Here is a 26,934-nt window from a genome sequence, read left to right on the forward strand (position 1 = left end):
AGTACTGACCCCCTCACCGACTCTTGTTCCTGTAGGGTGCCCGCGCAGCTCCGACCGGCCTCTGTCACAGTCATGCGTGCGTACCGGTTCCGCACCCGCCCCCTCTGAGGAGTCGCACTGTCCACCGCACCACCCGAGGCCAGCACGTCCGCAACGGCCCGTTCCGTCCCCAGGATCGTCGCCGCGTCCGCACTGGTTCTGGCGCTGAGCGGCCCGGGACAGACCGCGGGTATCGCCGTCTTCGTCGACCACGTCATCGCCGACCTGGGGGTGAGCCGCTCCGCCGTCTCCCTGGCCTACATGGTCGGAACCCTGGCCGGGGCGCTCGCGCTTCCCTGGATCGGCCGCGCGGTGGACCGCTTCGGGGTCCGCCGGGTCCTCGCACTCGTGGCGCTCGGCTTCGGGGCCTTCCTCGTCCTGTTGGCCTGCGCCCAGGGACTCGTCGGACTGACGGCCGGGTTCGTGGGGGTACGCGCCCTGGGCCAGGGCGGCATGACCATGGTCGCCACAACCGCCGTCGCGATCTCGGTGACCCGCAACCGGGGGGCGCTGCTGGGACTGACCAGCTCTCTCGGCGCGGCCGGGATCTCCCTGTTCCCCCTGCTCGCCGAACGCGTGATCACCGTACTGGACTGGCGCTACACCTTCGTCGCGGAGGGGGTGCTGATCTGGGTGGTCGTCCTGCCCCTGGCCTGGTGGGGGCTGCGCGGAGTCAGCCGCGCTCCCCAGGAGGGCCCCTCCCCCTCCGGGAAACGCCGGGAGACCCCCGAAGAGCCCGCGTGGCCGGTCCGGGCGATCGTGCGTACCTCGATGTTCTGGGCGATGGCCGGAGCCATCGCGTGCAGCGGCCTGGTCTCCACCTCCGTGTTCTTCCACCAGATCGCCGTACTCGGCGAACAGGGGCTCACCCCGGCCCAGGCCGCCGCCAACTTCCTGCCCCAGACCGTCGCGGGCCTGGGCGCGGCGCTGCTGTTCGGGTCGGCCGCCGACCGACTCTCCCCCAAGGTGCTGATGTGCGCGGCCATGGCCATGCACGCCCTGGCCCTGGTCATGCTGCCGCTCGTCTCCCCCGGGCTCGGCGCGCTGCTCTACGGCGCGGCGCTGGGCTCGGCGGCCTCCGGCGCACGCGCGGTGGAGAGCGCCGCGCTGCCCTTCTACTTCGGTACCGCGAGCCTGGGCACCCTACGAGGACTGACGCAGTCCGTGGCGGTCGCCTCCACCGCCGTGGGACCCATCCTGCTGTCCCTGACCCACGGATGGTCGGGTTCCTACCAGCCGGGGGTCATGGGACTGGCCCTGCTGTGCGCCCTCGTGGCGATCGCGGTGTGCTTCGCCCGCCGACCGCTTCACCGCACAGTCTGATCACGGCGGGACCGCCACAGCCATGAGCGTGAACAATAGATGTGAACGTCCCAGGATCCCACCCAAAAAATCACTTTGGGTTATCACGGTGGAAATGCGACTGTCACCTATATCACGGCTTTGATCTGGATAAACCACGGCAAAACCTGTGTTGTGACAGTTGTCTCAGTCGCTCTACGTGACTCGAACTCTCACGTAAGGGTAAGTTCGTTCCAGGTCGCTTCCCGCTCACGAGCGTGAGATGACCGCGTTCTTCCCGACCCGCCCCAGGGGCACGGTCGGGCCCGCGGCGACGAGGCCGCGTCCGGGGCACCACGAGTGCCGCACCGGAACCAGGCGTGCGAACGCGCCATGGCTCGCGGAGCCACGAGCGCTTTCGTCCGCACCGTCGCCGCACACCTGACCCGAACACCGCGGCCCTTGCTGTGGGCTGCCAGAACCAGATGGGTTCCATGAATCTGCCTGTGAAGACCCCTCGGTCTTTGATGTCCAAGATCCCCGCCGCAGCGCAGCTGCGCGCCGACGTGCTGGCCGGACTGGTCGTGGCCCTGGCCCTGATCCCCGAGGCCATCGCCTTCTCCCTCATCGCCGGGGTCGACCCCCGCGTGGGCCTGTACGCCTCCTTCGTGATGGCCGTGTCCATCGCCTTCCTGGGCGGGCGGCCCGCGATGATCTCCGCCGCCACCGGCGCGATGGCCCTGGTGGTCGCGCCCCTGTCCCTCGAATACGGCGTCGACTACCTCATCGCCGCCACCATCCTGGCGGGCCTGATCCAGGTCGCCCTGGGCCTGCTCGGGGTGGCCAAGCTGATGCGGTTCGTGCCGCCCAGCGTCATGACCGGGTTCATCAACGCCCTGGCCATCCTCATCCTCCTGTCCCAGGTTCCGTACCTGACCGGCGGAGACGTACCGGTCTACGTGATGGTCGCCGTGGGTCTGGCCATCATCTTCGGCCTGCCCTACCTGACCAAGCTGGTCCCCGCGCCGCTGGTCGCGATCGTCGTGCTCACCGTCGCCACCATTGCGATGGGCATCTCCACCCGCACCGTGGGCGACGAGGGTGAGCTCCCCGAGACCGTCCCCGTGCCGCTCATCCCGGACGTGCCCTTCACTCTGGACACGCTCACCCTGATCGCGCCCTACGCCCTCACCCTGGCCCTGGTGGGACTGATGGAGTCGCTGATGACCGCCAAGGTCGTCGACGACCAGACCGAGACCACCTCCAACCACGGCCGCGAGGCCCGCGGCCAGGGCATCGCCAACGTCCTGGTCGGGTTCTTCGGCGGCATGGCCGCATGCGCGATGGTCGGCCAGACCATGATCAACGTCAAGTCCGGCGCCCGCACCCGCGTCTCCACCTTCCTCGCGGGAGTGTTCCTGCTCATCCTGTGCGTGGGACTCGGCGACATCGTCGGGCTCATCCCCATGGCCGCCCTCGTCGCGGTGATGATCTTCGTCGCCGCGGTGACCTTCGACTGGCACAGCATCGCCCCCGCCACGTTGAAGAGGATGCCCTGGAGCGAGACCCTGGTCATGGTCGTCACCGTCGTCGTGGTCGTGGCCACCCACAACCTGGCCCTGGGCGTGATCGTCGGCGTGCTGGTGTCCATGGTCTCCTTCGCCCGCAAGGCCGCCGGACAGGCCGACGTCACCAGCGTGCTCGACCCCGAGGGCGGCACCCGCGTGTACTCGGTCAACGGCGAACTGTTCTTCGCCTCCACCGGCCAGCTGGTCAACCGGTTCGACTACGCCGAGAAGGGACTCAAGCGCGCGGTCATCGACATGTCCAACGCGCACGTGTGGGACTCCTCGGCCGTGGCCGTCCTGGACCAGGTCACCGAGCACTTCCGCCGCCACGACGTGGAGGTGGAGATCAACGGTCTCAACCAGCCCAGCGCGCACCTGCACAAGGAGCTGTCGGGCACTCTCGTCGGCGGTCACTGACCCCGACCGCGCCCAAGACGGTGGCCACCGGGACGATCCCGGTGGCCACCGCCGTTGTACGGGCACACGGACCAGGAACCCCGACGGAGCCGGGCTTTCGCCACCTGGCGCCCCACGCGTTCCCGTACCCCACCACCACGTGGTACGGAGTGCACGGTCACGGCCCCGAGAGGTCGAGGCCGTTCAGCGTGCGAGTCCACTCCGTTGGACCGGCCCGGCGGTGGAACGGTCACCGTGACGGCCGTCCCGGCCATCCACGGCCCCGGACCGCGCGAGGAGGTCGAACCGTTCACCGGCCAGGTCGTGGGCTTCGTCCTGACCGGCGACGGCCTGCCCACGGTCTACGTCAGCGGCGACGACGCCTCGCTCGAACTGGTCGAACAGGTCGCCGAACGCTTCGCCCCGGTGGACACCGCCCTGCTGTTCGCGGGAGCACCCCGCTTCCCCCTCCTCTTCGAGGGCCGACCGCTGGTCCTGGACAGCACCCAGGCGGCCGAGGCCGCCCGGCCCCTGAGGGCCCGCCGTGTGGTCCCGGTCCACTACGACAGCTGGGCCCACTTCACCGAGGGCGCCGACGAGCTGACCGCCGCCTTCACCGGGGCAGGCCCGACCCGCCCGCTGGACTGGGGACGGCGGGGCTGATCGTCGCCCCTGCCTTTCCGCCCTCCGCGACACCCTCCGCGGAGGGTGTTCCGCGTCGAACGCGATGAAGGCTCTGGCATGCGCTGAATCTGACGGAGCGGCACTTTCGAGTTCGCGGACCGCACCGCCCCAGGAGCCCGGCACCTGTCCGCTCGTGCCGGTGAGCTACGGGGTGGTGTGCCCGGGCCGCTCCGACGCGGGCAGCGAGGAGGGCCAACAGGCCGTGTCCGACGGGACCGGTTCCCCCAGGGACCTGGCGACCGCGCCGCGCACGTGCCGCCTCGTTGGTTCTTCCTCTCGTCGTCGTGCCGGAGGCCCGGGGGTGCCGGGCGGTGGTCAGGCGGTACGGACGCGCACCGGCATCGAGCCCCAGGCGCGCAGGGTGTTGTTGAGGTGTCGGCGGGGCTCGGCGGCGGGTTCGATGTGTTCGACGCGTTCGGCGAGTGCCGTCAGCAGGGATTGCGCCTCCAACCGTGCGACGTGCTGTCCCACGCACTGGTGCGGGCCCATACCGAAGCCCACGTGGGCGGAGGGGTCGCGGGAGAGGTCGAAGGCGTCGGGTTCGTGCCAGCGGCGCGGGTCGCGGTTGGCCGCGCCCAGGGACATGAGGATCTTGCCGCCGTCGGGGACGGTGGTCCCGGCGACCTCGACGTCGCGGGTGGCCGTGCGGAAGAAGGTCTGCACCGGCGACTCCCAGCGCACCGCCTCGTCGAAGGCGACCCGCGCCAGGCCGGGGTCCTCGCGCAGGCGCCACCTGGTCCACGAGTTCCCGTGCGTCCCGGGCCCACGCCTCGCGCAGTCCGCGCAGCGCTCGGGGGCCGAGGATCCGGGAGAGGACGGCCCGGGGCGCGTCGTGCAGGGGCGGGTCGGCCTCCAGCAGCAGGCTCGGCGGCCGCCACGGCTCCTCGTGCCGGAAGTTGGCCAGGCCCACACCGGCGGCGGACTGGAAGGTCTGCCAGTCGGTCAGGGCGGCGTGGACGTGTTCGTGACGGGCCAGCGCGTGGACGCCGTAGCGCTCCAGGTACACCACGGGTGCGGCGTCGCGCAGCCGCGCCTGGAGCGGGAGGGGGTTCTCCAGGACTCCGGGGGCGAAGGGGTCGGCGTCCAGGGACACCGGGGTGGGGGCGGCGTCGGTCACGGCCATGGTGTTCACTCCTTGGACGGGGTCACAGGTCGAGGACGAGGCGCTCGGAGCGCGACCGGGAGACGCAGACGAACACGCGGTCCCCTGCCGCGCGGTCGGCCTCGTCGAGGATCGAGTCCCGGTGGTCGGGGACGCCGTCGAGCACCGGGGTCTCACAGGTGCCGCACAGGCCCTGGCGGCAGGAGGACAGGACGTGGACGCCGGCCTCCGCGAGCGCCTGGAGCAGTGACTGGTCCGGGCCCACCGTGAGCGTGGTGCCCGAGCGGCGCAGCTCCACCTCGAATCCGCGCCCGCCCGCGCCGGACGTCTGGTCCGCGGCGACGAAGCGCTCGGGGTGCGTGCCTTGACCGCCATGGGAACTCCTCGTGACGCCGGGGTGTGCTCCGAGCATCGGACGCACCGCGCACCCGCGGGGACACGTCGCTTCCATTCAGCGGAAGGATGACGATGGCGTGGGTCACACCGGCTCCGGTCGCGAGGGCCCTCCGGCGGACCGGCGCGGGGCACTCGGGAAGGGTGTCTCCCCTGCCGGAGACCGCCCGCGCGGTGCGGGCACGGCGGTCACCCTCCGGAGAGGGCCGAACGGCGAACCTGTTCCTCCGCCCCCGGCCCGGCGGTGTTCAGGGCGCGGCCCAGAGCCAGTCCGGCGAGCACGAGCGGGCGGCTGAACGCCCAGGCGGCCTCGTCGTTGGGCACCACGAGCCCCAGGGCCGCCACCACGCGGCCGTCCCGGCGCACCGGCACCGCGATGCCCGTGGCGTCGGTGTGGATGTGCCCGGGGCAGAACGCGAAACCGCGCCGCCGGACCTCGGCCATCTCGGCGCGCAGCGCGCGTCCGTCGACGATGGTGTGCGGCGTGTACGCGGTCAGCGGTCCTTCGAGCACGCGATCCTGCCGCCGCCCCGCGGCGTGGGCGAGCAGGACCAGTCCCGCCGACGAGGCGTGCAGGGGCAGCCGCCCGGCGACCTTCGTGACGTTGACGACCGATCCCGGCGCGGTGAGGCGTTCGACGAACAGCACCTCGTCGCCCTCCAGTACACCCAGCTGGGTGGAGTGGCCGACCACCGAGTGCAGGTCGCCCATGTACTGGAGGGCGGCCTCGCGCAGGTCCTTGACGGGCGAGGCGCGTTCGGCCAGCTCCCACATGCGGGTGCCGATGAGGACCTGGCGCTGCTCGTCGCGGTCGAGCAGACCGTGGCGCGCCATCTCCTTGACCAGGCGGGCCGTCGTGGCGAGCGGGAGCCGGGCGCGGCGGCTGACCTCGCTGAGGGTCAGGACCGTCGACTCCGGACCGAAGGCGTCGAGGATCCTCACCGCCCGCGTGATGACGGACTCACCGTCGGGGGATCGTGCCATGTCCACCGCTCCTTTCAGTCCTGACGGGGGCTGGCTCCCGCCCTGTCCATGGGATGGCAAGGCTGCGGCAGCCCCGTGTGCCCCAGGCCACACCGATGGCCGGGTGGATCCTGGCCGGGGGTGATGAGCACGCTGCCGAGGACCGGCATGCGGCTGGCCGCGAGCAGGAGGAGCAGTTGGGCGGTTCCGGCCTCGCGTCCGTGTTCGGCGTGCGTCCGTGGGCCGGGCAAAGCCGTGTCGGACACGGGGAGTACCTCGCTGCCATGCGGGGGATGAGGGGCGTGTTCGCGGGTGGGCGGAGGCGCGGGAGGAGGGGCGGGAGGAACGGGGGTCTGTCAGCCGTGCGCTTCCGTTTCCCTCACGTCAAGCCTGCATGCGCTCCACGCCACCAGGAAGAGCGAATTCGCTATACCGGGCATCCACCGCGTGGATACGCGCCCCGGCGGGGATCTCCGGTCCGCGGCACTCCCGTACGAACACGGCCCGAACGGGCGCGGGCCCGCGCGGGCCGACCGCGGTGCGCGCGGTCGGGCCCGGGCGGGCCCGCGTGGAGCGTGCTCCCCTCAGTCGAGGCGGATGGTCCTCTCCAGGGGCAGGTCGGCGGACGAGCGTCCCGCCCGCACCCGGTACAGGCCGGGCACCAGACGCCGCTCCCGGGCCCCGGAGTCCCAGATCCGCAGGTCACCGAGGGGAACGCGCAGCTCGACGCGCCGGAGCCCGCCGGGTTCGAGGCTGACCTTCTCGAAGGCCCCGAGCCAGGCCGGAGCGGCGTCGGCCTCCTCCGGCAGGCCGACGTAGACCTGCACCACCTCGTGGCCCGCGCGGCCCCCGGTGTTGCGGACGTTGACGCCGACGACCAGCTCCTCCTCCCGCCGGTCGTGGCGCAGTCCCAGGGACGTGTACCGGTACGAGGCGTAGGACAGGCCGTGGCCGAAGGGGAACAGGGGCTCCTGGCCGTGCCGCTGGTAGTAGCGGTAGCCGATGTCGGGTCCCTCGTCGTAGTGCACCGCCCCGTCCACGCCCGGGTAGGTGCGCGCGGACGCGCCGGGCCCCTGCTCCTCGCTGGCGGGGAAGGTCAGGGGCAGGCGCCCGGCGGGATCGGTGTCCCCGTACAGGACCGAGGCCAGGGCGGTGCCCGCCTCGGCGCCGCCGTACCAGGTCTGCACCACCGCGCCCACGTCGTCGAGCCAGGGCATGAGGACGGGACCGTCGGTGTCGAGCACCACCACCGTGTTCGGGTTGGCGGCGGCCACGGCGCGCACGAGCGCGTCCTGGTCGCCGGGCAGGGCGAGGGAGGTGTGGTCCATGTTCTCCCCGGCGACCCGGTTGACCACGACCACGGCGACGTCGGCGTCCGCGGCGGCCTCCGCCGCCTCGGGGATGTCGGACTCGGGCTGCCAGCCGAACACGAGGTCGGTCGCGCCGAGGAAGGCGCCGTCGTTGGTGTACTCGACGGCCACCTCCACCTCCTGCCCCTCACTGAACTCGCGCACCGCGTGCAGGGGGTAGGTGTGGGGTCCGAACTGGAAGTCCCGGCTGGGCCGGACGCCGTCGATGACCGCCTCTCCGTCCAGGACGAGGCGGGCCCGTCCGGAGAAGACCAGCGAGAAGCGGCACAGGCCGTCGGCCGGGGCGGTGAGGACTCCGCTCCAGCGCGCCGACCACACCTCGGGCAGCCCGTCGACGGGCGCGCCCTCGAAGGCCAGCTCGCCCGTGGTCGCCGTCGCGACGGGATCACCTCCCAGGTCGGGACCGGCGTGGAAGGTCCCGCGCAGACCGGGGTCTCCGCCGGGGGCGCGCAGGGCCGAGGCGGGCACGGTGTCCAGGGCGACGTCGCCGCGGCTGCCCTGGGCGTGGACGACCCGGCCTCCGGAGCGGTCCCGGATCGCCCGCAGGGGCGTGGTCCACTCCCCCGGCTCCACCCAGCTCGACCCCTCGATGCCGGTGACGTAGTCGGTGCCCGCCGGGCCGATGACGGCGACGCTCGCGCCCTCGGGCAGGGGCAGGAGGGAGTCGCGGTTGGTCAGGAGCACGGTGGAGTGCACCGCGACCCTCCGGGCCAGTTCCCGGTGGGCGGCCGTGCCGACCGTCTCCTCGGGCGGCGGCAGGGGGTGGTCGAACAGGCCTCCGGCGAACATGGTGACGAGGACGCGCCGCGCCGCGTCGTCCAGGCGGTCGGCGGGCAGGGCCGCGGCGTCCTCCGGGGAGATCCGCACCCCGTCGGGCCCCAGGCCCGCCAGGTCCATGCCCGCCCGCGCGGCGGCGACCTGGTCGTCGCCGGACATGAAGTCGGGGACGGTGTAGCCCCTGAGCCCGAGCACGCCCTTGAGGTCGGCGATCAGCTCGGGGTTCTGGGGCGCGTACACGCCGTTGACCCGGGGGTAGGAGGTCATCACCGACGTCTCGGGGACACGGTCGACCACGTGCCGGAAGGGTTCGTGGTGGGTCTCGTGCAGGGCCCGCTCCGAGACGCGCACGTCCACGGTGAGTCGGCCGTACTCCTGGTTGTAGGCGGAGAAGTGCTTGACGGTGGTGGCGACGCGCCCCCCGACCATCCTCGCGGTGATCTCCGCCGCGAGGCGTCCGGCCAGGTGGGGGTCCTCGCCCATGCCCTCCGCGGTGCGCCCCGAGCGCCAGGTGCGGGCCAGGTCCACGGTGGGGCCCAGGACGCTGTTGAAGCCCTTGCCCCGGGTCTCCTCCGCGATGGCGGCGCCCATGTCGCCGAGGAGTCCGGGATGGAAGGTGGCGGTCTGGGCCAGGGGCACGGGGAAGGCGGTCACGCCGGTCTCCCCGCGGACCCCGGCGGAGGCGTCGGCGAACAGCAGCGGGGGGACGCCCAGCGCGGCCACGGCGTCGAAGTCGCAGCACACCAGGGCGGCCTTGTCCCGCGTGCTCATGCGGGCGAGGAGTTCCTCCGCGCGCTCGGCGGGGTCGGCGTCGGAGCGGTCGCGGGGTCCCGGCGCGGCCGCGGCCGGTGGCGGGGCTAGTGCGGCGGCGGCGGCGACGGCGGCGGCGGTGAGCAGGGTTCTGCGTCTCATGGTGTTTCCCGGGGGGTCGGGGGTTTTGCGGGTACCCGGGCCGGGGCCGGGGCCGGGGCCGGGTGGAGGGCCCGGGGCCCGTTCCGCGAACGGGCCCCGGCCGTGGGGCACAGTGGGGCGGCGCCCCGACTACTCGGACTGGTAGGCGGCGTCCATCTCGGCCAAGGCGTCGTCGACGGTGACGTCACCGGCGAAGAGCTGCTGGATCACGGTGAAGTGGGTCTGCTGCACGCGCGGGTTGGGCCAGCGCTGGTCCATGAACGGCACGGTCCGGCCGTCGCTCTGGAACTCGGTGAGGGTGGTCAGCGCCGGGTCGATCTCGCGGTCCTCGTTGGGCAGCGCGGTCAGGGTGCCGCCCTCGGTGGCGTAGATGTCCTGGCCCTCGTCCGAGGCGAGGAAGTCCACGAAGGCCATGGCCTCCTCCATCCGCTCGCTCTCGGCGTTGACGCCGTAGGCGGCCGAGACCGAACCCGGCATGAGGGTCTCCCCGGCGTCGTCGGTGGCGGGCAGGGCGAACATGCCCAGCTCGGCGTCACCCATCTCGGACTGCACCTGCGACAGGGTGGTGGCGATCTGGACCAGGCCGACCGAGTCCCCCTGGACGACACCGCTGATGGAGGCCTCGTAGCTGGTGCCGAGGGGGTCGTCGTTGAAGCAGCCCTCCTCCTCCATCTCCAGGTACTTCTCCATGGCCGTGCGCCACCCGGAGTCGGCGAAGGAGGCCTCGCCCGCGGCCATCCGCTCGTCGAAGCCGGGGGCCTCGCCGTAGACGGTGGTGGCGGCCAGCGCGTAGGTGATCAGCTGGGTCACCCACGGGGTCTGGTTGCCCAGGGCGAGCAGGCTCATGCCCTCGTCGCGGGCGGTGCCGCACAGGTCGATGAGCTCGCTCCAGGTGGTGGGCGCCTCGGCGCCCAGTCCGTCCAGCGCCTCCTGGCTGTAGATGACGCCGATGCCGCTGTAGGTGACGGGGACGATATGGGTGACGCCCTCGAACTCGGTGACGGGGCGGTCGCCCTCGGGGATCCGGGACGCGAACTCGGCGTCACCGAGGTCGGCGAGGTAGCCGCTGGGCGCCAGGAGCTGGACGGCCGCGGGGTTGCCGTTGCCGGGCCAGACGGTGAAGACGTCGGGGGCCGTGCCCGAGGACAGCTGCGTGCGCAGGGTGCTCTGGAGCTGGTCGGTGTCGGCGTAGGTGACGGTGACCTCGGTGTCGGGGTTGGCCTCCTGGAAGGCGGCGACCAGGGCGTCCATGGGCACGCGGTCGGTGGAGTTCGCGGCCACGGTGAGGCCGTCGGCCGAGCCGGAGCCGTCGGCGCTGCACGAGGTGAGTGCGGCGACGGCGGCCAGGCAGGTCAGCGGGGCGAGGATTCTCTTGGACATGGATCTCTCCGGGAAGGGGGTGCGGGGGCGGCGCGGTGGAGGGGGTCAGCCCTTCAGTCCTCCGGCGAAGCCCTGGATGACGCGCTTCTGCATGGCGAAGTAGACGGTGAGCACGGGGACCGAGCCGATGATCAGGCCCGCGAAGACCAGCGGCCACTGGGAGACGTACTGGCCGACGAAGCCGAACAGGGCCACGGGGATGGTCTGGCTGCCCGAGCCGCTCAGGTAGAGGAGCGGGGTGAGGAAGTCGTTCCAGACGAAGATGACGTTGAGGATGACCACCGTTCCGGTGATCGGGCGCAGCAGCGGCAGGACGACGCCGAAGAAGGTGCGCACGGGTCCGGCGCCGTCCATCATCGCGGCCTCCTCGTAGCCGCGGTCCAGACCGCGCAGGAACCCCGTGTACAGGAACACGGAGAAGGGCATCTGGAGGCCGGTGTAGTAGATGACGAGCGCGAGCGGGTTGCCCAGCAGGCCCAGGTCGCGCATGGTCTGGTAGAGCGGGATGAGCGCCAGCTGGAACGGCAGGAGCAGGCCCAGCATGAACAGCGCGAAGACCGCGCGCGACCAGCCGCGGGTGGAACGCGCGAGCGGGTAGGCGGCCAGCGACGAGAGCACGACCAGCAGCACGACGCTGGCCACGGTGACCACGGTGCTGTTGACGATCGCCGGTCCCAGGCTCGCCTGCTGCCAGGCCTGGGCGAAGTTGTCCAGGGTGGGCGTCGCGGACGGGACGAGCGGGGAGGCGCCCGTCTCGTCCTCGGGTCGGAAGGCCTGCACGAGCAGGACGTAGACCGGGAAGGCGAAGACCAGGGCCGCGGCGATCATCACCGCTTCGAGGACGCCGGTCCGCCACGTGTAGCGCTTCACGAGTTCTTCGCCTCCTGGCGGCCGAGGTAGCCGTACTGGACACCGCTCAGCACGATCACGAACAGGGTGAGCAGCACGGCCATGGCCGTGCTGTAGGCGAAGGCGTTGAACTGGAAGGCCTCGCGGTAGATGACGGTGGACAGGGTGTCGGTGGCGCCGCCGGGACCGCCCTGGGTCATCACCCACACCTGGTCGAACAGCTTGAGCCCGCCGACCAGGGAGAGCATCAGGTTGATGGTGAAGGCGGGCGCGAGCATGGGCCGCACGATGTGCCAGAAGTGCCGGACGGGCCCGGCGCCGTCCATCTCCGAGGCCTCGTGGACCTCCCGGGGGATGGACTGGAGTCCGGCCAGGAAGATGACCATCGAGTACCCGGAGAACTGCCAGACGATGACGCCGACGACCGCCCACAGGGCGATGTCGCTGTCGCCCAGCCAGTTCTGCGCGAGGAAGCCCAGGCCCAGGGACTCGAAGGCGGCGTTGAGGGCGCCCTCGGGCGCGTAGAGGTACTTCCACAGGTACGCGGTGACGACCGGCGTGATGACGGCCGGGGCGAAGAAGAACACGCGCAGGACGTTGCGCGACTTGATGCGGCTGTCGACGCCGAGGGCGAGGAGCAGGCCGACGGCGTTCTGCACGACGGTGACCGCGAAGGCGATCAGGAGGGTGTGCGCCAGCGCGTCGCGGGCCTTGTCGTCGGCGAGCAGGGCGCGGTACTGCTCCAGCCCGACGAAGTCGAAGGAGCGGGCCAGGCCGTCCCAGTCGGTGAGGGAGTACAGCGCCCCGCGGGCGCTGGGCACCAGCACCGCGAACGCGAAGAAGGCGAGCGCGGGGAGCACGAACCACCAGGGCACGGTGGTCCGGCGGTACCGGGTGCGTCGCGCCGGTGCGGGCGGGGGCGGGCTCGTACTCCCCGCGGGTGCGGCCTGTGGGGCCTGCGGGGCCATGGCTGTCTCCATCGGGTCTTCCTCACGGGGCGCGGGAGGGGCGTTCACCGCGCGTCCTTGCGCGCAACTCCGGATTTAACAGAGTTGAAACGATTCATTGAATGGCCTGAAGCTAGGCGGGGGAAGTGACGTGCGTCAACCCCCGCAAGCGAACGAAACCTCTTCGCAACCTGATCGGCCCAACAGGCTCCCCCTCACCCTCACCTCTGTCAAAGACTGCTGTGAACTGCCCTTTCACTGAATGGAAGGGCGGATTGACACGAGATTGGTTCGGTGCACCCGGACGCCGGGCCCTTGACGCGAGCACGTGGATGTTCCTACGGTGGCGCTTGTCCCCAGCGTTGAACCGCTTCAATTCCTGTGTTCAACCTCCGTGCTCGGGGCCGCCACCGCCTTCGCTCCCGTACAGGAGTCCTCTGTGTCCCATCCCCGCACCACCCCCGTCGGCGCCGTGCCCGACGCGCCCACCGCCGAGCACCACCGCACGGCGCTGGGCATCGGCGAGTCCTCCCCCCGCCTGTCGTGGACGGTGCGCCGGGCGCCGTCCGGCTGGCGGCAGGAGGCCTACGAGATCGAGGTCCGCGGGGAGGACGGCCGGGTCCGGACCAGCGGGCGCGTCGCCGGCGCCGAGTCCGTGCTCGTGCCCTGGCCGGACGCGCCCCTGGCCTCGCGCGAGCGCCGGTCGGTCCGGGTGCGCGTGTGGGGAGGCGGCCCGGAGGGCCCCTCGCCCTGGAGTCCGCCGCTGGAGCTGGAGGCCGGGCTGCTGGAGGCGGACGACTGGTGGGCGGGCATGGTCGGCCCCGGTGACGGGCTGGGCCAGGACGAGCGCCCCGTCCTGCTGCGGGGCGGCCTCACCCTGCCCGCGCCGCCCAGGTCCGCGCGCCTGTACGTCACCGCGCACGGGGTCCTCGAGGCCGAGGTCAACGGCGCGCGCGTGGGCGACGAGGTGCTCGCGCCCGGCTGGACCACCTACCCGGCGCGGCTGCGCTACCGCGTCCACGACGTGACGGCGCTGCTGCGCGAGGGCGAGAACGTGCTCGGCGCGCACCTGGCCGACGGCTGGTACCGCGGCCGACTCGGCTTCCACGGGGGCCGCCGCGACGTCTACGGCGACCGCACCGGCCTGCTGGCGCAACTGGAGGTCGAGTGCGAGGACGGGTCCACCGTGCGTCTGGGCACCGGCCCCGACTGGCGGTGCGCGCCCTCCCCCACCCTGGCCACCAGCCTCTACGACGGGGAGCGCCACGACGCGCGCCTGGAACCGGCGGGCTGGTCCGAGCCGGGCTTCGACGACACCGGCTGGGAGCCCGCGGTTCCCGTGGAGCGCGACCCCGCCACGCTGGTGGCGGCGCTGTCGCCGCCGGTGCGCCGCACCGCCGAACTCGACCCGGTCTCGGTCACCCGCACCGCGTCGGGCGCTCTGCTGCTGGACTTCGGGCAGAACCTCGTGGGGCGCCTGCGCCTGCGCGTTGCGGGGCCCGAGGGCACCGAGGTGACCGTGCGCCACGCCGAGGTGCTGGAGGACGGCGAGCTGTGCACCCGCCCGCTGCGCTTCGCCGAGGCCACCGACGTCTACGTGCTGGCGGGCACCGGCGGGGTCGAGGAGTGGGAGCCCCGCTTCACCTACCACGGCTTTCGCTACGCGGAGGTCACCGGCTGGCCGGGCGAGCCGGAGCCCGGCGCGGTGACGGCGCTCGTGCTGCACACCGACATGCGCCCCACCGGCGAGTTCACCTGCTCGGACCCGCTCGTGGAGCGGCTGCACGAGAACGTGCGGTGGAGCATGCGCGGCAACTTCGTCGACGTGCCCACCGACTGCCCCCAGCGCGACGAGCGGCTGGGCTGGACCGGCGACATCCAGGTGTTCGCGCCCACGGCGGCCTTCCTCTACGACTGCGCCGGGATGCTGCGCTCATGGCTGGCGGACCTGGCGGCCGAGCAGTACCCCGACGGCACGGTGCCGTTCGTCGTGCCCACGATCCACGCCCCCACCTGGACGCCCGCCTGGCCCGCGGCGGTGTGGGGCGACGCCGCCGTGCTCACGCCGTGGCGGATCTACGAGCGCTTCGGCGACGCGCGGGTGCTCCAGGACCAGTACGCCAGTGCCAAGGCGTGGGCGGACCTGGTCGCCGAACGCCTGGAGGCCGACGGCACGTGGCGGCGCGACCGCCAACTGGGCGACTGGCTCGACCCGGCGGCGCCGCCGCAGGACCCGTTCCTGGCGCGCACCGAACCGTCGCTGGTGGCCACGGCCTACGCCGCCCAGACGCTCCGCACGATGGCCGAGACGGCACGGGTGCTGGGCGAGGACGCCGACCGCGAGCGCTACGCGCGCCTGGCCGGGCACGTGCGGGCCGGGTTCCGCGCGGCCTACACCGACGGCGGGGGGCGGCTCACCAGCGACACGCAGACGGCGTACGCGCTGGCCCTGTGCTTCGACCTGCTGCCCGAGGGGGCCGAACGCGCCGACGCGGCCGACCGCCTCGCCAGGATCGTGGCCGGTGACGGGTACCGCATCGCCACCGGTTTCGCCGGGACCCCCCTGGTGTGCGACGCCCTCTCGCGCCACGGCCACACCGCCACCGCCTACCGGCTGCTGCTCCAGCGCGAGTCGCCCTCGTGGCTGTACCCGGTGACGATGGGGGCGACCACCGTGTGGGAGCGCTGGGACAGCATGCTGCCCGACGGCAGCGTCAACCCGGGCGAGATGACCTCCTTCAACCACTACGCCCTGGGCGCGGTGGCCGACTGGCTGCACCGCACGGTGGCGGGTCTGGCACCCGAGGCTCCCGGTTACCGGCGGATCCGCGTCGCGCCCCGGCCGGGCGGCGGGCTGGAGCGGGCGGGCGCCTCACACGAGACGCCCTACGGGACGGCGAGCGTGCACTGGCGCCGCGACGGGGACCGGCTGCACGTGGCCGCCGTCGTCCCCCCGGGCGCGACGGCCGTGGTGGACCTGCCCGGAACCGAGCCCTTCGAGGTGGGCAGCGGCGGTCACGACCTGGAGGCGCCCTGGCTGCCCGCCTGAGCGTGGCCCGCGCGGCGCTCCCCGGCACGCCGCGCCCCACTACGATCGGAAAGACCGGGATTGAAGCGTTACAACTCACCCCTCCAGCGGGGACGCGGGGAGCACACACGCCGTGAAGGCCGTCAGCATAAGGCAAGTGGCCCGGGAGGCCGGGGTCTCCGTGGCCACGGTGTCCAACTTCCTGAACCGGCCGGAGATCGTCGCCCCGGCCACCCGGGACCGGGTGCGCGGGGCCATCGACGCGCTGGGCTACCGGCCCAACCAGGCCGCCCGCCAGCTCAGCAACGGCTACGGCACCGGGGTGGGCCTGGTCCTGTTCGACGTGCGCAACCCCTTCCTGACCGGGGTGGCGCGCGGGGCCGAGGACCGCCTGCACGCCGTGGGGCGCACCGTGGTGCTGTGCAACACCGACGTGGACCCGGGCAAGGAGGAGCGCTACCTGGAGATGCTGCTCCAGCAGCAGGCGCAGGGCGTGCTCATCACCCCGGCGGAGCTGTCCCGGGAGTGGGTGGACGGCGTGCGCTCGCGCGGGCTGCGCACGGTGCTGTTCCACAACTCGACCGACTTCCCGGACGTGTGCTCGGTGGCCGTGGACGACGTGGCGGGCGGCGAGATGGCGGCCACCCACCTGTTGGCGCGGGGGCACGGGCGGATCACCTGTGTGACCGGGCCCGCGCACATGCGCCAGTCCGTGGACCGCCTGGCGGGGTGCCGCCGCGCGGCGGCGCTGGCGGGTCGGCCGGAGGAGGCGGTGGAGGTGGTGGAGACGGGGGCGTTCACCCTGGACCAGGGGCGGCGCGCGGGCGAGCGGATCCTGGCCTCGTCCCGTCCGGCGACGGCGGTGTTCTGCGCCAACGACCTGCTGGCGCTGGGCGTGATGCAGGCGGTCACCCGGGCGGGGAGGAGGATCCCCGACGACGTCGCGGTGGTGGGGTTCGACGACATCGAGTCGGCGGCCACGGCCGGGGTGCCGCTGACCTCGGTGCACGTGGACAGCCACGCCCTGGGCAGCGCGGCGGCCGGTCTGCTGGTCGAGGAGGTCGAGGACCCCGGGCACCGGCACCGCCGCCTGCTGTTCGCCCCCCACCTGGTCGAGCGCGCCTCCAGCTAGCGCGCGGTGCGGCTGGAGTGCTCCAACCCCGGATGATCTTGTACTTGTAGCGCGCTTCGGCGCTCCAACCTCGCCATCTCGCCATAGGTACAAGAAGCGTCACGGCGAACGGGAGCGGGCCGGTGCACCTTTTCCGGACGCCGCGTCAACCCAGCTCGGCCGCCACCCGGGCCGCGGTCTCGCGCAGCCAGGTGTGGGCCGCGTCGTGTCGGTGCACCGGGTGCCACCACAGCGCCTCCCGGATCGGTGCCGCCGGGAACGGGCAGGCCAGCGCGCGCAGCCCCTCGCGCTCGGCCGTGTGCTCCACCAGCCGACGCTGCGCCAGCGCCACCCTGCGCGTGCCGCGGACCAGGTCGGGGAGCAGCCGGAAGCTGTGCGCGGAGACCTCCACGCGCGGGTCCAGGCCCAGCATGCCCAGCTGGTGGGTGACCGGGGCGTCGTAGGGACGCTGGTAGACGGCCCACGGCAGCCGCGCCAGGTCGTCCATGGTGACCGCCTCGCCCACGGCGTCGTTGTCGGCGTCGACCAGGCACACCCACTCGTCTCGGTACAGCTCCACGGTGGGGTAGCCGCTGATCACCCCGTGCAGCATCAGGACGCCGTCCACTCCCCCGAGCACGCTCTCGGTGGCCTCCACGATCGTGGAGGGCGTCTGGCGGAAGTGCAGCCGCACGCCCGGCGCCTCGGCGTGGAGCGCGCGGGACAGCCGAGCCCCGAAGACCGCGATGGCGTAGTCCGAGGCCAACAACGTGAAGTCCCGCTGTTCGGTGTCGGGATGGAAGTGGGCGCGGCTGCTGAAGAGCCGCTCCATGACCGAGCAGGCGTTGGCCGCGGGCACCCGCAGGGCGTGGCCCAGGGGCGTCAGCTCGTAGCGGTTGCCCCTGCGCACCAGGAGTTCGTCGGAGAAGTGGCGGCGCAGCCTGGCCAGGGCCGCGCTGGTCGCGGGCTGGCTCAGCCCGATGCGCTCCCCCGCCCTGGTGACGTTGCGCTCCTCCAGCAGCGCGCGCAGGGCGACGAGCAGATTGAGGTCCAGGTTCGCGATGTTCACGCGTACTTCCTCCCTGCGTTTATCCGCTGTGTGGATACCGTCCATACGGGAGATCTATTTCACAAATCCCTCCGGGTGACCGATGTTAGTGGCATCACACCGGAAGGAAACACCGTGGCAACAGATCCCTCACCCGCCCGCACCTTCGCCCTCGGCACCTTCTCCGTCGGCGGCGGCGTCCCCTTCCCGGGACTGGTCACGGACGAGGAGGTCCTCGACCTGCGGACCGTGTCCGGCCTGCGGGGGGCGCCGGGCGCCAACCCCGGCACCCGGGACCTGCTGGAGCGCTGGGACGGGGTCCTGCCCGTCCTGCGCGAACTGGCGGCCTCCGGCGGCGGCAGCGGCTGGCACCGGCTCGCCGACCTGCGGGTCCACGCCCCCGTCCGGCCGCGCCAGATCCTCCAGTCGGGGGCCAACTACCGCACCCACGTCATCGACCTGGCCGTCGCCCACGAGCCCGAGGACGGCCGTCCGCCTGAGCGGGTGCGCGCCGAGGTCGCCGCCCTGATGGACCGCCGGGCCGCCGAGGACCAGCCGTACGTGTTCGTGGGCCTGCCCTCCGCGGTGACCGGCCCCTACGACGACGTGGTCATCCCGAGCTGGTGCACCAAGCCCGACTGGGAGCTGGAGCTGGCCGCGGTAATCGGCGAGCCCGCCTTCCGGGTCTCCCCCGAACGGGCGCTGGAGCACGTGGCCGCCTACACCATCGCCAACGACGTCACCGCCCGCGAACTGGTCTTCCGCCGGGACATGCCCGAGATCGGCACCGACTGGCTGCGCGCCAAGAACGCCCCCACCTTCACCCCCCTGGGCCCGTACCTGGTCCCCGCCGAGTTCGTCACCGACCCCGGCGACCTGCGGGTGACCCTGCGGCTCAACGGCGAGGCGATGCAGAACGAGTCGACCAGGGACATGGTCTTCGACGTCGCCCGCCTGGTCTCCCACGCCTCCCAGACCGTCGAACTGCGCCCCGGCGACCTGGTCCTGACCGGCAGCCCCGCCGGGAACGGCATGCACTGGGGACGCCTGCTGCGCCCCGGCGACGTCATGGAGGGCACCATCACCGGCCTGGGCACCCAGCGCAACACCTGCGTGGCGGAGGAGGCGTGATGACGGACCGCGCCGACGACACGGCACCGGGCCGCACCGAGGACGCGGCGCCCGACCGCACCGACCCCGAGGGCGCGGTCGCCGAGGCGGCGCGCAGGTACTCCAACTGGGGGCGCTGGGGGCCGGACGACGTCCTGGGCACCGTCAACTTCATCGACCGGGCCAGGCGCCGCGAGGCCGCGGGGCTGGTCCGCCTCGGAGCGAGCTTCTCCCTGTCCCAGCGCTTCGACATGGACGGCCCGCAGAAGGGCTGGCGGCGCCGGACCAACCCCGTGCACACCATGCTCGACACCGGTGTGGACGCGGCCCGGGGCACCCAGGGCTTCCCGCACGGCATCGGCGGCGCCGACGACGTGGTGTCCATGCCGCTCCAGTGCTCCACGCAGTGGGACGGGCTCGGCCACATCTTCGACCACGGCAGGGCCTGGAACGGCCGCGACGCCGCGCGGGTGGTCACCTCCGAGGGCGACCGGGTCACCGGTATCGAGCACATGGCCTCGCCCGTGGCCGGTCGGGGCGTGCTGCTGGACGTGGGCCGGGTGCTGGGCGAGAACGGCGAGCTTCCGGACGGTTTCGCCGTCACCGCCGCGCACCTGGAGGCCACGGCGGCCGCGCACGGGGTCGAAGTGGGCCGGGGCGACATCGTGTGCGTGCGCACCGGCCAGCTCACCCGCGCCCGCAGGCAGGGGTGGGGCGACTACGCGGGCGGCCCCGCACCGGGGCTGTCGTTCACCACCGCCGGTTGGCTGCACTCCACCGAGATCGCGGCGATCGCCACCGACACCTGGGGCTTCGAGGTGCGCCCCAACGAGTTCGACCACGCCTTCCAGCCCCTGCACCAGGTGGCCATCCCCCACATCGGCCTGCTCATCGGCGAGATGTGGGACCTGGACGCGCTCGCGGCGCACTGCGCGGCCGACGGCGTCCACGAGTTCTTCCTGACCGCCGCACCGATCCCGTTCACCGGGGCGGTCGGCTCCCCCGTCAACCCCGTCGCCGTCAAGTGAGGTACCCCCCATGGCAGCCGTAAGCAACGCCCTGATCGTCGGGGCCGGGACATCCGGTCTGGCCCTGGCGATCCTGCTCGCCCGCGGGGGCGTGCGCGTGGACGTCGCCGAGCTCCGCTCCGACGCCGACACCCTCGGCTCGGGCATCACCGTCCAGGGCAACGCCCTGCGGGTGCTGCGCGAACTCGGCGTGTGGGAGGAGGTCGCCGAGGCGGGCTTCGCCTTCGACAGCCTGGGCATGCGCGCCCCCGACGGAACCCTGCTGGCGGAGATCCCCGACGTGCGCACCGGCGGCCCCGACCTGCCCGCGACCGTCGGCATGAACCGCCCCGAACTGGCCGCGATCCTGACCGGGGCGGCCCGCTCCGCCGGGGCGCGCATCCGCCACGGGCTGACCGTGCGTGGCCTGGCCGAGCACCCGGACGGCGTGGAGGCACGGCTCTCCGACGGCACCGCCGAACGCTACGACGTGGTCGTGGGAGCGGACGGGATCCGCTCCACCGTGCGCCGCATGATCGGGATCGACGTGCGCCCGGAGCCCAACGGCATGGGGATCTGGCGCATCCACACCCGCCGCCCGGAGAGCGTGGAGCGCACCGACCTCGTCTACGGGGGACCGTGCTTCATCGCGGGTTACTGCCCCACCGGCCAGGACACCATGTACGCCTACCTGGTGGAGCGGTCCCGCACGCACACCGACCTCACCGAGCGGGAACGGGCCGGGCACATGAGCGCGCTGTCGGAGGGCTACGGCGGGGTGTGGGACGAGATCCGCGCCGACATCGCCGCCTCCGACCGGGTCAACTACACGTGGTTCGAGTCCCTGCTGGTGGAGGCGCCGTGGAACCGCGGCCGGGTGGTGCTCGTCGGCGACGCCGCGCACGCCTGCCCGCCCACCCTCGCCCAGGGCGCCGCCCAGGGGCTGGAGGACGCCCTGGTCCTGGCCGAACTGCTGCTGGCCGCCGACACCGTCGACCAGACCCTGTTCGACGCGTTCACGGCCCGCCGCCTCGAACGCGCCCGCACCGTCGTGGAGGCGTCGGTGACCCTGGCCCGCTGGCAGCTGGACGGGATCCGCGACGCCGACGTGCCCGGCATGATGCGCAAGGTCTCCGCGCTGGTCTCGGAGCTGCCGTGATCATCGACGTCCACGCCCACGTCCTGCTCCCCGGGGTGGAGGCGGCGGTCGCCGGTCAGCCCGGCCACGACGAACACAGGGCGTTGGACGCGCGCCGCAACGGCGAGGAATCCCTGCGCGTCAGCGGGCGCATGATCGGTGAGCGGCTGAGCCGCCTGACCGAGGTGTCCGCCCGGCTCGCCGACATGGACGCCGCCGGTGTGGACGTGCAGCTCGTCAGCCCCTCGCCCTCGCACTACCACTACTGGGCCGGGTCCGCGCTGGCCGAGCGCGCGCACCGGCTGGCCAACGAGGGGGTGGCCGAGCACTGCTCCCGCGCCCCCGACCGGCTGCTGGGCCTGGGCCTGGTCCCGCTCCAGCACCCGGAACTGGCCGCGGAGGTGCTCGACCACGCCCTCTCCCTCGGGCTCAGAGGCGTGGAGATCTCCTCGCACGCCCCCGGCCGGGAGCTGTCCGACCCCGCCTACGAACCGCTGTGGGCGCGGGCCGCCGCCACCGGGGCGGTGCTGTTCCTGCACCCCTTCGGCTGCACGCTCGACGAACGCCTGGACCGCTGGTACCTGTCCAACATCGTCGGACAGCCCGCCGAGAACGCCGTGGCCCTGTCCCACCTGGTCTTCTCCGGGGTCCTGGACCGCCACCCCGGTCTGCGGGTCGTGGCCGCCCACGGCGGCGGCTACCTGCCCACCCACCTGGGCCGCGCCGACCACGGCTGGCGGGTGCGCCCCGACGCCCGGGGCTGCGCGGACCCTCCCAGCTCCTACCTGCGGCGCATGTGGTTCGACTCCCTGGTCCACGACCCCGCCGTCCTGCGCCACCTGGTGGAGGCGGCGGGCGCCGACCGGGTCCTGCTGGGTTCGGACCACCCCTTCGACATGGGTGCCGACGCGCCCGTGGCGGCGCTGCGCTCGGCCGGGCTGGACCCGGTCGCGTTCGCCGGGATCAGCGGCGGCAACGCCGCGGCGCTCCTGGACCTGACCACCGACACACCCACGGAGGAATACCCATGACCGAGCGGCTCATCACCCACCTCAGGCACGTCGCGCTCGCGGTGCCCGACTTCGACAGGCAGCAGAAGTTCTTCACCGACATGTGGAAGCTGACCGAGGCCGAGACCGACACGGGCGTGTCCTTCCTCGCCGCCGAGGGCTCCCCGGAGAACTACGTGGTCCGGCTGCGCCGGGCCGAGGAGAAGCGGATCGACCTGGTGGCCTTCGGCGCGGCCTCGCCCGCCGACGTGGACGCCCTCGCCGACCGCCTGATCGGGGCGGGCGTGCGGATGGTCAGCGAGCCGGGGGCAGTGGACACCCCCGGCGGCGGCTACGGGGTCCGGTTCTTCGACGTGGACGGGCGCACCATCGAGGTCTCCGCCGACGTGGCCGTGCGCCGGCACCGCAAGGTGGAGGAGAAGGAGTCCGTCCCCGTCCGGCTCTCCCACGTCGTGCTCAACTCCCCGGACCTGGACCGCACCCGCGCCTGGTACGAGCGGCACCTGGACTTCGCGCTCTCGGACACCCTCATGCACCCGCGCATGGGCAGGGTCATGCACTTCATGCGGTGCAACCCGACCCACCACAGCATCGCCATCGCACAGGGGCCGCACGCCTCCCTGCACCACGTCTCCTTCGAGATGCGCGGCATCGACGAGTACATGCGCGGCACCGGACGCCTGCTGCGCGCGGGCGTGCGCAAGATCTGGGGGCCGGGACGCCACATGGCGGGCAACAACACCTTCTCCTACTTCATGGACCCGCACGGCAACACCCTGGAGTACACCACCGAGCTGGAGCGCCTCGACGAGGACACCTGGCACCCCCACATGTACGACTTCTCGGACCCCGACGTCACCGACCAGTGGGGGACGGCCAACCCGATGGACGAGTTCGTCGCCAAGGAGTCGTTCAACGACCCCGACCGCGGCTGCTTCGTCGCCCCTCCGATGTAGCCCCGACACCCACCCACGGGAGAGAACCATGCGACTGGCCACCTACGAGCACGAGGGCCTGCGCCGCTGCGGCGCGGTCGAGGGGGAGGAGGTCCTGCCCTTCCCGGAGGGCGCCGACCTGCTCGACCTCGTCGGCGGCGCCCCCGTGCCCGCGACGGGGGCGCCCGTGCCCCTGGCCCGGGTGCGGCTGCTGCCGCCCCTGGAACCGCCCTCGGTGCGCGACTTCGTCACCTTCGAGGAGCACGTCGAGGGCGTGCGCCGCAGCGTGAGCGGGCAGGCGGGTGTGCCGGACGCCTGGTACGACGCGCCGACCTTCTACTTCACCAACCCGGCGTCCCTGGTGGGGGCGTACGACGACGTGCCGGTCCCGCCGGGGTGCGGGGTACTGGACTTCGAGCTGGAGGTGGCCGCGGTCGTCGGGCGCGGGGGCTCGGACCTCACGCCGGAGCGGGCGCGCGAACACGTCTTCGGCTACACGGTGTTCAACGACTGGTCGGCGCGCGACCTCCAGTCACGCGAGATGCAGGTGGGGCTGGGGCCCTGCAAGGGCAAGGACACGGCCTCCACGCTCGGTCCCTGGCTGGTCACCGCCGACGAACTGGAGCCCCACCGCGACGCGGAGGGCTTCCTGCGTCTGACCCTGACGGCGGAGGTCAACGGTGAGGTGGTCGGCAGAGACCTGTTGTCCAACATGAGCTGGACCTTCGAGGAGATGCTCGCCCACGCCTCGCGCGGTGCGCGGGTGCGCCCGGGCGACGTCCTCGGTTCGGGCACCTGCGGCAACGGCGGGTGCCTGGCAGAGCTGTGGGGGCGCAGCGGGCGCCAGGACCCGCCTCCACTCGTCCCGGGCGACACGGTCACGCTGACCGTGGAGGGCGTCGGCACCGTGTCCAACACTGTGGTCGCCGGGAGGAAGCCGGAGCCCGTGCGCGGGGCGCGCAGGCGCCCCCGCGACCGTCCCTGAGCCGAGAGCGCGGTCCGGCCGGTCCCTGCCGACCGGACCACGCTCACAGGAGAGGAGGACCGTGGAACACCTGCGCGACGAGGTCACCGTGGTGACCGGGGCCGTACGCGGCCAGCGTCGGCCACCGCCGTCGCCCTGTCCCTGAGGCGCCCGCGTCGGGTTCCGGGTACGGCCTGTGAGACCTGGGGACACGAGGGCCGCCGGACGGCCGGGTGGTCCTGGGTGCGCCGGGCCGGATGAGGGTGAGCGGCCGAAGGCCTAGCGGAGGACGGTCAGGGCGAGGTGGGCCGCGGACGCGTCGACCGGTCTGGTGACGTCGAGTCCGGTGGCATCGGCGAAGCGGCGCAGGCGGTTGATCACCGTGTTGCGGTGGCAGAACATCGCCTGCGCGACCTCGGTCACCGAACCGGTCCGGTAGTAGGCCTGGACCGTCTCGACCTGTAGGTCGACCTCGCGTTCGGTGAACCCCCCGAGCGCCTCCCGCACGTCCCGGGCGAAGGCCTCGGCGGCCGGGCCCAGGCACGCGCCCGCCAACCGGGTCCAGTGGTTCTCGACCGTGGCCGCCGCGCCGGGCCGCGCCCACTCCGCCAGCTCCCGGGCGAGCCGCCACATCGGGGCGATCTCCCCGATGCCGTGGGCGCTCGGGGAGATCCCGACGGGTTCCCTCAGCAGCGCCTCCCGGACCGCGCCCGCGGCGTCCCCGGCGGGGACGATGGCGAACTCCACCCCGTCCAGGCGGAGCAGGACCGCCCCGGGAAGCGCCTCGCCGACCCAGCCCCGGAAGTCGCGCGCGCGGTTGCCGTTGGCCACCAGGACGAGGTGGACGCCGTCGGGGCGCAGGCCCAGGGCCCGCGCCGCCTGCTCGTTCAGGCGCGTGTCCTCGCCGGAGCCGCTCAGCAGGTGCCGGAGGAGGAAGGCGTGCTCCAGCTCCAGTTCCGCGCGCATCCGCGCGATCTCGTCGGTGTAGCCGGTCTGCACGTGCGTGGTGTGCACCTCCACCGCCTCCCAGATCGAGATGACCTCCTCGGAGAAGTCGCGGAAGTCGGCCTCGGTGACGTGGGCGCGCATCGCCTCCCAGAGGAAGCGGAAGTCCATGCGTACGGCCCGCAGCAGCGACTCCAGGGGGATGCCGCGGCGGGCGCGGGAGCGCCCGACCCCGATCGAGTGGGCGCGCAGCTCGCCGTGGCGGTCCTGTCCCCGCAGGAGTTCCAGGAGGAGTTCGAGCGTGGACCGGGCCGTGCCGTACAGCTCGGCGTCGTCGATGACGGTCTCGGCGTACCCGGTCAGCTCGCGGACCCTGCGGACGTAGGCCCAGGCGATGGACTCCAGCTCCTCCAGGCACGCCTGCGCGGCGCGGGGGATGACGCCCGACGGTGCTGTTTTGTGCATGTGCACATTCTAGGCGGTGTTCTCGTTGGGTTATGCGCTTGTGGAGGTGCGTTTTTTCCAAGACGATGATCGGCATCACACCTGGTCGTTCACGTCCCGTCCGACCGGTGCACATCTCCCGGAGGATCACATGCCACAGCCCGACCCGGCCCCGGCCGGAGCGAGAGCACCGAAGGTCAACGCGGCCGACGCCAGGCGCATCGCCTTCGCGGCCTTCGTCGGAACAGCCCTGGAGTGGTACGACTACTTCCTGTTCGGCACGGCCGCCGCGCTGGTCTTCAACCGCCTGTTCTTCACCGACCTCGACCCGGGCGCGGGCCTCATGGCGGCGCTGGCGACCTTCGGCGTGGGCTTCGCCGCCAGGCCCATCGGGTCCCTGATCTTCGGCTCCATCGGAGACCGCTACGGCCGGCGCCCCGCGCTGCTGGTGACCATCGTCATGATCGGCTGCGCGACCGGGCTCATCGGCGTGATCCCCGACTACCTGGCGATCGGGATCGCCGCGCCGATCCTGCTCGCGGTCCTGCGGCTCCTACAGGGGCTGGCCGTGGGCGGCGAATGGGGCGGCGCCATCACCATCGCCATCGAGCACGCACCCGAGCGCCAGCGAGCCCGGTACGCCGCCCTGGTCCAGATCGGCTCCCCGGTCGGCACGCTCATCTCCTCGGCCGCCTTCGCCGCGGTGCTGACGCTGCCCGCGGCCGACTTCGACGCCTGGGGGTGGCGCCTGCCGTTCCTCGCCGCGTTCCCGCTGCTGGGCATCGCCCTCTACATCCGCCTCAAGGTGGAGGAGTCCCCCGTCTTCCAGGAGCTGGTGCAGATGGAGGACCGCGCCAAGGTGCCCGCCGTGGCCCTGTTCCGCGAGGCCGGGGGCCGCCTGCTCGTGGCGGTGGCCGCGGCGCTGCTGGGGGTCGGCGGCTTCTACGTGATGACGACCTTCGTGGTCTCCTACGCCTCCACCGTCCTGGAGGTCGACCGCCAGGTGGTCGTGAACGCCACGCTCGTCGCCGCCCTCTTCCAGATCGTCACGACCCTGGTCGCCGGGCGCGCGGCCGAGCGCTTCGGCCCCGGCCGGATGACGGTGATCGGTGCCGTGGCCACCGCCGTGGCCGCGTTCCCCCTGTTCTGGCTCATCGACACCGCCGACCCGTGGGCGATCACCGCCGCGGTGACCATCGGCATCTGCCTCATCACCCTGGCCTACGCCGTCACCGGCACCCTGCTGGCCGACCTCTTCCCGCCCCGGCTGCGCTACAGCGGCGTGTCCCTGGGCTACAACCTCGCCGGAACCCTCAGCGGGTTCCTCCCGCTCATCGCCACCGCGCTCCTGGCCGTGGACGACGGCGCGTCCTGGCCGGCGGTACTGGTCCTCATCGGTATCTGCGCCGTCACCGCGCTCGGCGGCCTGGCCGGCGAGCGGATCAGGGTCGCGGACATCCGCGCCGCCGCCAACACCCGGGCCGCCGCGGACACCCGGGCCACGGCGTGAACCGCCCGCCCGCACCGACCACA

The 26,934-nt window shown here is 72.8% G+C and carries 21 protein-coding genes; 12 read left to right on the top strand and 9 right to left on the bottom strand.

From position 1 onward, the window contains the following. Positions 1-174 precede the first annotated feature (174 nt). The 3 genes from ACSIH6_RS13140 (at position 175) to ACSIH6_RS13150 (ending at position 3,947) form a co-directional block, all read left to right on the top strand. Positions 175-1,362 carry an MFS transporter gene (locus tag ACSIH6_RS13140; protein WP_435108633.1) on the top strand — a complete coding sequence of 396 codons (1,188 nt, stop codon included), beginning with the start codon at positions 175-177 and terminating at the stop codon, positions 1,360-1,362. Positions 1,363-1,805: 443 nt separating this feature from the next. After that, entirely contained in the window at positions 1,806-3,305 is a 1,500-nt protein-coding gene (locus tag ACSIH6_RS13145; RefSeq protein WP_435108547.1) for a SulP family inorganic anion transporter, read from the top strand. Positions 3,306-3,509: 204 nt separating this feature from the next. Beyond that, positions 3,510-3,947 carry an MBL fold metallo-hydrolase gene (locus tag ACSIH6_RS13150; RefSeq protein WP_435108548.1) on the top strand — a complete coding sequence of 146 codons (438 nt, stop codon included), beginning with the start codon at positions 3,510-3,512 and terminating at the stop codon, positions 3,945-3,947. A gap of 336 nt (positions 3,948-4,283) precedes the next feature. Here ACSIH6_RS13150 and ACSIH6_RS13155 read toward each other — a convergent pair whose 3' ends face one another. From ACSIH6_RS13155 to ACSIH6_RS13185, 7 genes are all read right to left on the bottom strand, one after another. Then, on the bottom strand, positions 4,284-4,631 hold the full coding sequence (locus ACSIH6_RS13155; protein WP_435108549.1) for a cytochrome P450: 348 nt from the start codon (positions 4,629-4,631) through the stop codon (positions 4,284-4,286). A gap of 482 nt (positions 4,632-5,113) precedes the next feature. After that, positions 5,114-5,482 carry a 2Fe-2S iron-sulfur cluster-binding protein gene (locus ACSIH6_RS13160; RefSeq protein WP_435108550.1) on the bottom strand — a complete coding sequence of 123 codons (369 nt, stop codon included), beginning with the start codon at positions 5,480-5,482 and terminating at the stop codon, positions 5,114-5,116. 170 nt (positions 5,483-5,652) lie between these two features. After that, positions 5,653-6,447, bottom strand: a complete 795-nt coding sequence (locus tag ACSIH6_RS13165) for an IclR family transcriptional regulator (protein WP_435108551.1) — start codon at positions 6,445-6,447, stop codon at positions 5,653-5,655. Between the two features lie 563 nt (positions 6,448-7,010). Next, positions 7,011-9,485: a glycoside hydrolase family 3 protein gene (locus ACSIH6_RS13170; protein ID WP_435108552.1), complete on the bottom strand. Its 2,475-nt coding sequence runs from the start codon at positions 9,483-9,485 to the stop codon at positions 7,011-7,013. Positions 9,486-9,614: 129 nt separating this feature from the next. After that, positions 9,615-10,865 (bottom strand): ABC transporter substrate-binding protein, encoded by a 1,251-nt coding sequence (locus ACSIH6_RS13175; protein ID WP_435108553.1) that lies wholly within the window; start codon positions 10,863-10,865, stop codon positions 9,615-9,617. Positions 10,866-10,910: 45 nt separating this feature from the next. Next, complete coding sequence (locus ACSIH6_RS13180) at positions 10,911-11,735, bottom strand: carbohydrate ABC transporter permease (protein WP_435108554.1); 825 nt, start codon at positions 11,733-11,735, stop codon at positions 10,911-10,913. After that, the gene (locus tag ACSIH6_RS13185) at positions 11,732-12,694 is read right to left on the bottom strand and encodes a carbohydrate ABC transporter permease (RefSeq protein WP_435108555.1); all 963 of its coding nucleotides are present in this window, start codon (positions 12,692-12,694) and stop codon (positions 11,732-11,734) included. The genes ACSIH6_RS13180 and ACSIH6_RS13185 overlap by 4 nt, the downstream gene beginning before the upstream one ends. 406 nt (positions 12,695-13,100) lie before the next feature. Here ACSIH6_RS13185 and ACSIH6_RS13190 point away from each other — a divergent pair, with 406 nt between their 5' ends. Together ACSIH6_RS13190 and ACSIH6_RS13195 are read left to right on the top strand one after the other, a co-directional pair. Beyond that, positions 13,101-15,710, top strand: coding sequence for a family 78 glycoside hydrolase catalytic domain (locus ACSIH6_RS13190; protein WP_435108556.1), 2,610 nt, complete (start codon positions 13,101-13,103; stop codon positions 15,708-15,710). A gap of 112 nt (positions 15,711-15,822) precedes the next feature. Continuing rightward, the gene (locus ACSIH6_RS13195) at positions 15,823-16,821 is read left to right on the top strand and encodes a LacI family DNA-binding transcriptional regulator (protein ID WP_435108557.1); all 999 of its coding nucleotides are present in this window, start codon (positions 15,823-15,825) and stop codon (positions 16,819-16,821) included. A gap of 145 nt (positions 16,822-16,966) precedes the next feature. Here the strand turns inward: ACSIH6_RS13195 and ACSIH6_RS13200 are convergent, their stop codons facing one another. Continuing rightward, positions 16,967-17,869 (bottom strand): LysR family transcriptional regulator, encoded by a 903-nt coding sequence (locus ACSIH6_RS13200; protein WP_435108558.1) that lies wholly within the window; start codon positions 17,867-17,869, stop codon positions 16,967-16,969. Positions 17,870-17,983: 114 nt separating this feature from the next. Here ACSIH6_RS13200 and ACSIH6_RS13205 point away from each other — a divergent pair, with 114 nt between their 5' ends. The 6 genes from ACSIH6_RS13205 to ACSIH6_RS13230 are packed head-to-tail and all read left to right on the top strand — an operon-like array spanning position 17,984 to position 24,033. Next, positions 17,984-18,979: a fumarylacetoacetate hydrolase family protein gene (locus tag ACSIH6_RS13205; protein ID WP_435108559.1), complete on the top strand. Its 996-nt coding sequence runs from the start codon at positions 17,984-17,986 to the stop codon at positions 18,977-18,979. Continuing rightward, complete coding sequence (locus ACSIH6_RS13210; protein WP_435108560.1) at positions 18,979-19,986, top strand: cyclase family protein; 1,008 nt, start codon at positions 18,979-18,981, stop codon at positions 19,984-19,986. Before ACSIH6_RS13205 ends, ACSIH6_RS13210 begins: the two co-directional genes overlap by 1 nt. A 10-nt stretch (positions 19,987-19,996) precedes the next feature. Next, positions 19,997-21,124 carry an FAD-dependent monooxygenase gene (locus ACSIH6_RS13215; protein WP_435108561.1) on the top strand — a complete coding sequence of 376 codons (1,128 nt, stop codon included), beginning with the start codon at positions 19,997-19,999 and terminating at the stop codon, positions 21,122-21,124. Next, complete coding sequence (locus ACSIH6_RS13220) at positions 21,121-22,134, top strand: amidohydrolase family protein (protein ID WP_435108562.1); 1,014 nt, start codon at positions 21,121-21,123, stop codon at positions 22,132-22,134. The genes ACSIH6_RS13215 and ACSIH6_RS13220 overlap by 4 nt, the downstream gene beginning before the upstream one ends. Next, positions 22,131-23,069: a VOC family protein gene (locus tag ACSIH6_RS13225; RefSeq protein ID WP_150253104.1), complete on the top strand. Its 939-nt coding sequence runs from the start codon at positions 22,131-22,133 to the stop codon at positions 23,067-23,069. Before ACSIH6_RS13220 ends, ACSIH6_RS13225 begins: the two co-directional genes overlap by 4 nt. Positions 23,070-23,097: 28 nt before the next feature. Continuing rightward, the gene (locus ACSIH6_RS13230) at positions 23,098-24,033 is read left to right on the top strand and encodes a fumarylacetoacetate hydrolase family protein (protein WP_435108563.1); all 936 of its coding nucleotides are present in this window, start codon (positions 23,098-23,100) and stop codon (positions 24,031-24,033) included. 258 nt (positions 24,034-24,291) lie between these two features. Here ACSIH6_RS13230 and ACSIH6_RS13235 read toward each other — a convergent pair whose 3' ends face one another. Continuing rightward, positions 24,292-25,422: a PucR family transcriptional regulator gene (locus tag ACSIH6_RS13235; RefSeq protein WP_435108564.1), complete on the bottom strand. Its 1,131-nt coding sequence runs from the start codon at positions 25,420-25,422 to the stop codon at positions 24,292-24,294. Positions 25,423-25,552: 130 nt separating this feature from the next. Here ACSIH6_RS13235 and ACSIH6_RS13240 point away from each other — a divergent pair, with 130 nt between their 5' ends. Beyond that, entirely contained in the window at positions 25,553-26,911 is a 1,359-nt protein-coding gene (locus tag ACSIH6_RS13240) for an MFS transporter (protein WP_435108565.1), read from the top strand. Positions 26,912-26,934 lie beyond the last annotated feature (23 nt).

It is taken from the genome of Nocardiopsis synnemataformans (genome assembly GCF_965343085.1).
Taxonomy (GTDB): domain Bacteria; phylum Actinomycetota; class Actinomycetes; order Streptosporangiales; family Streptosporangiaceae; genus Nocardiopsis; species Nocardiopsis alborubida.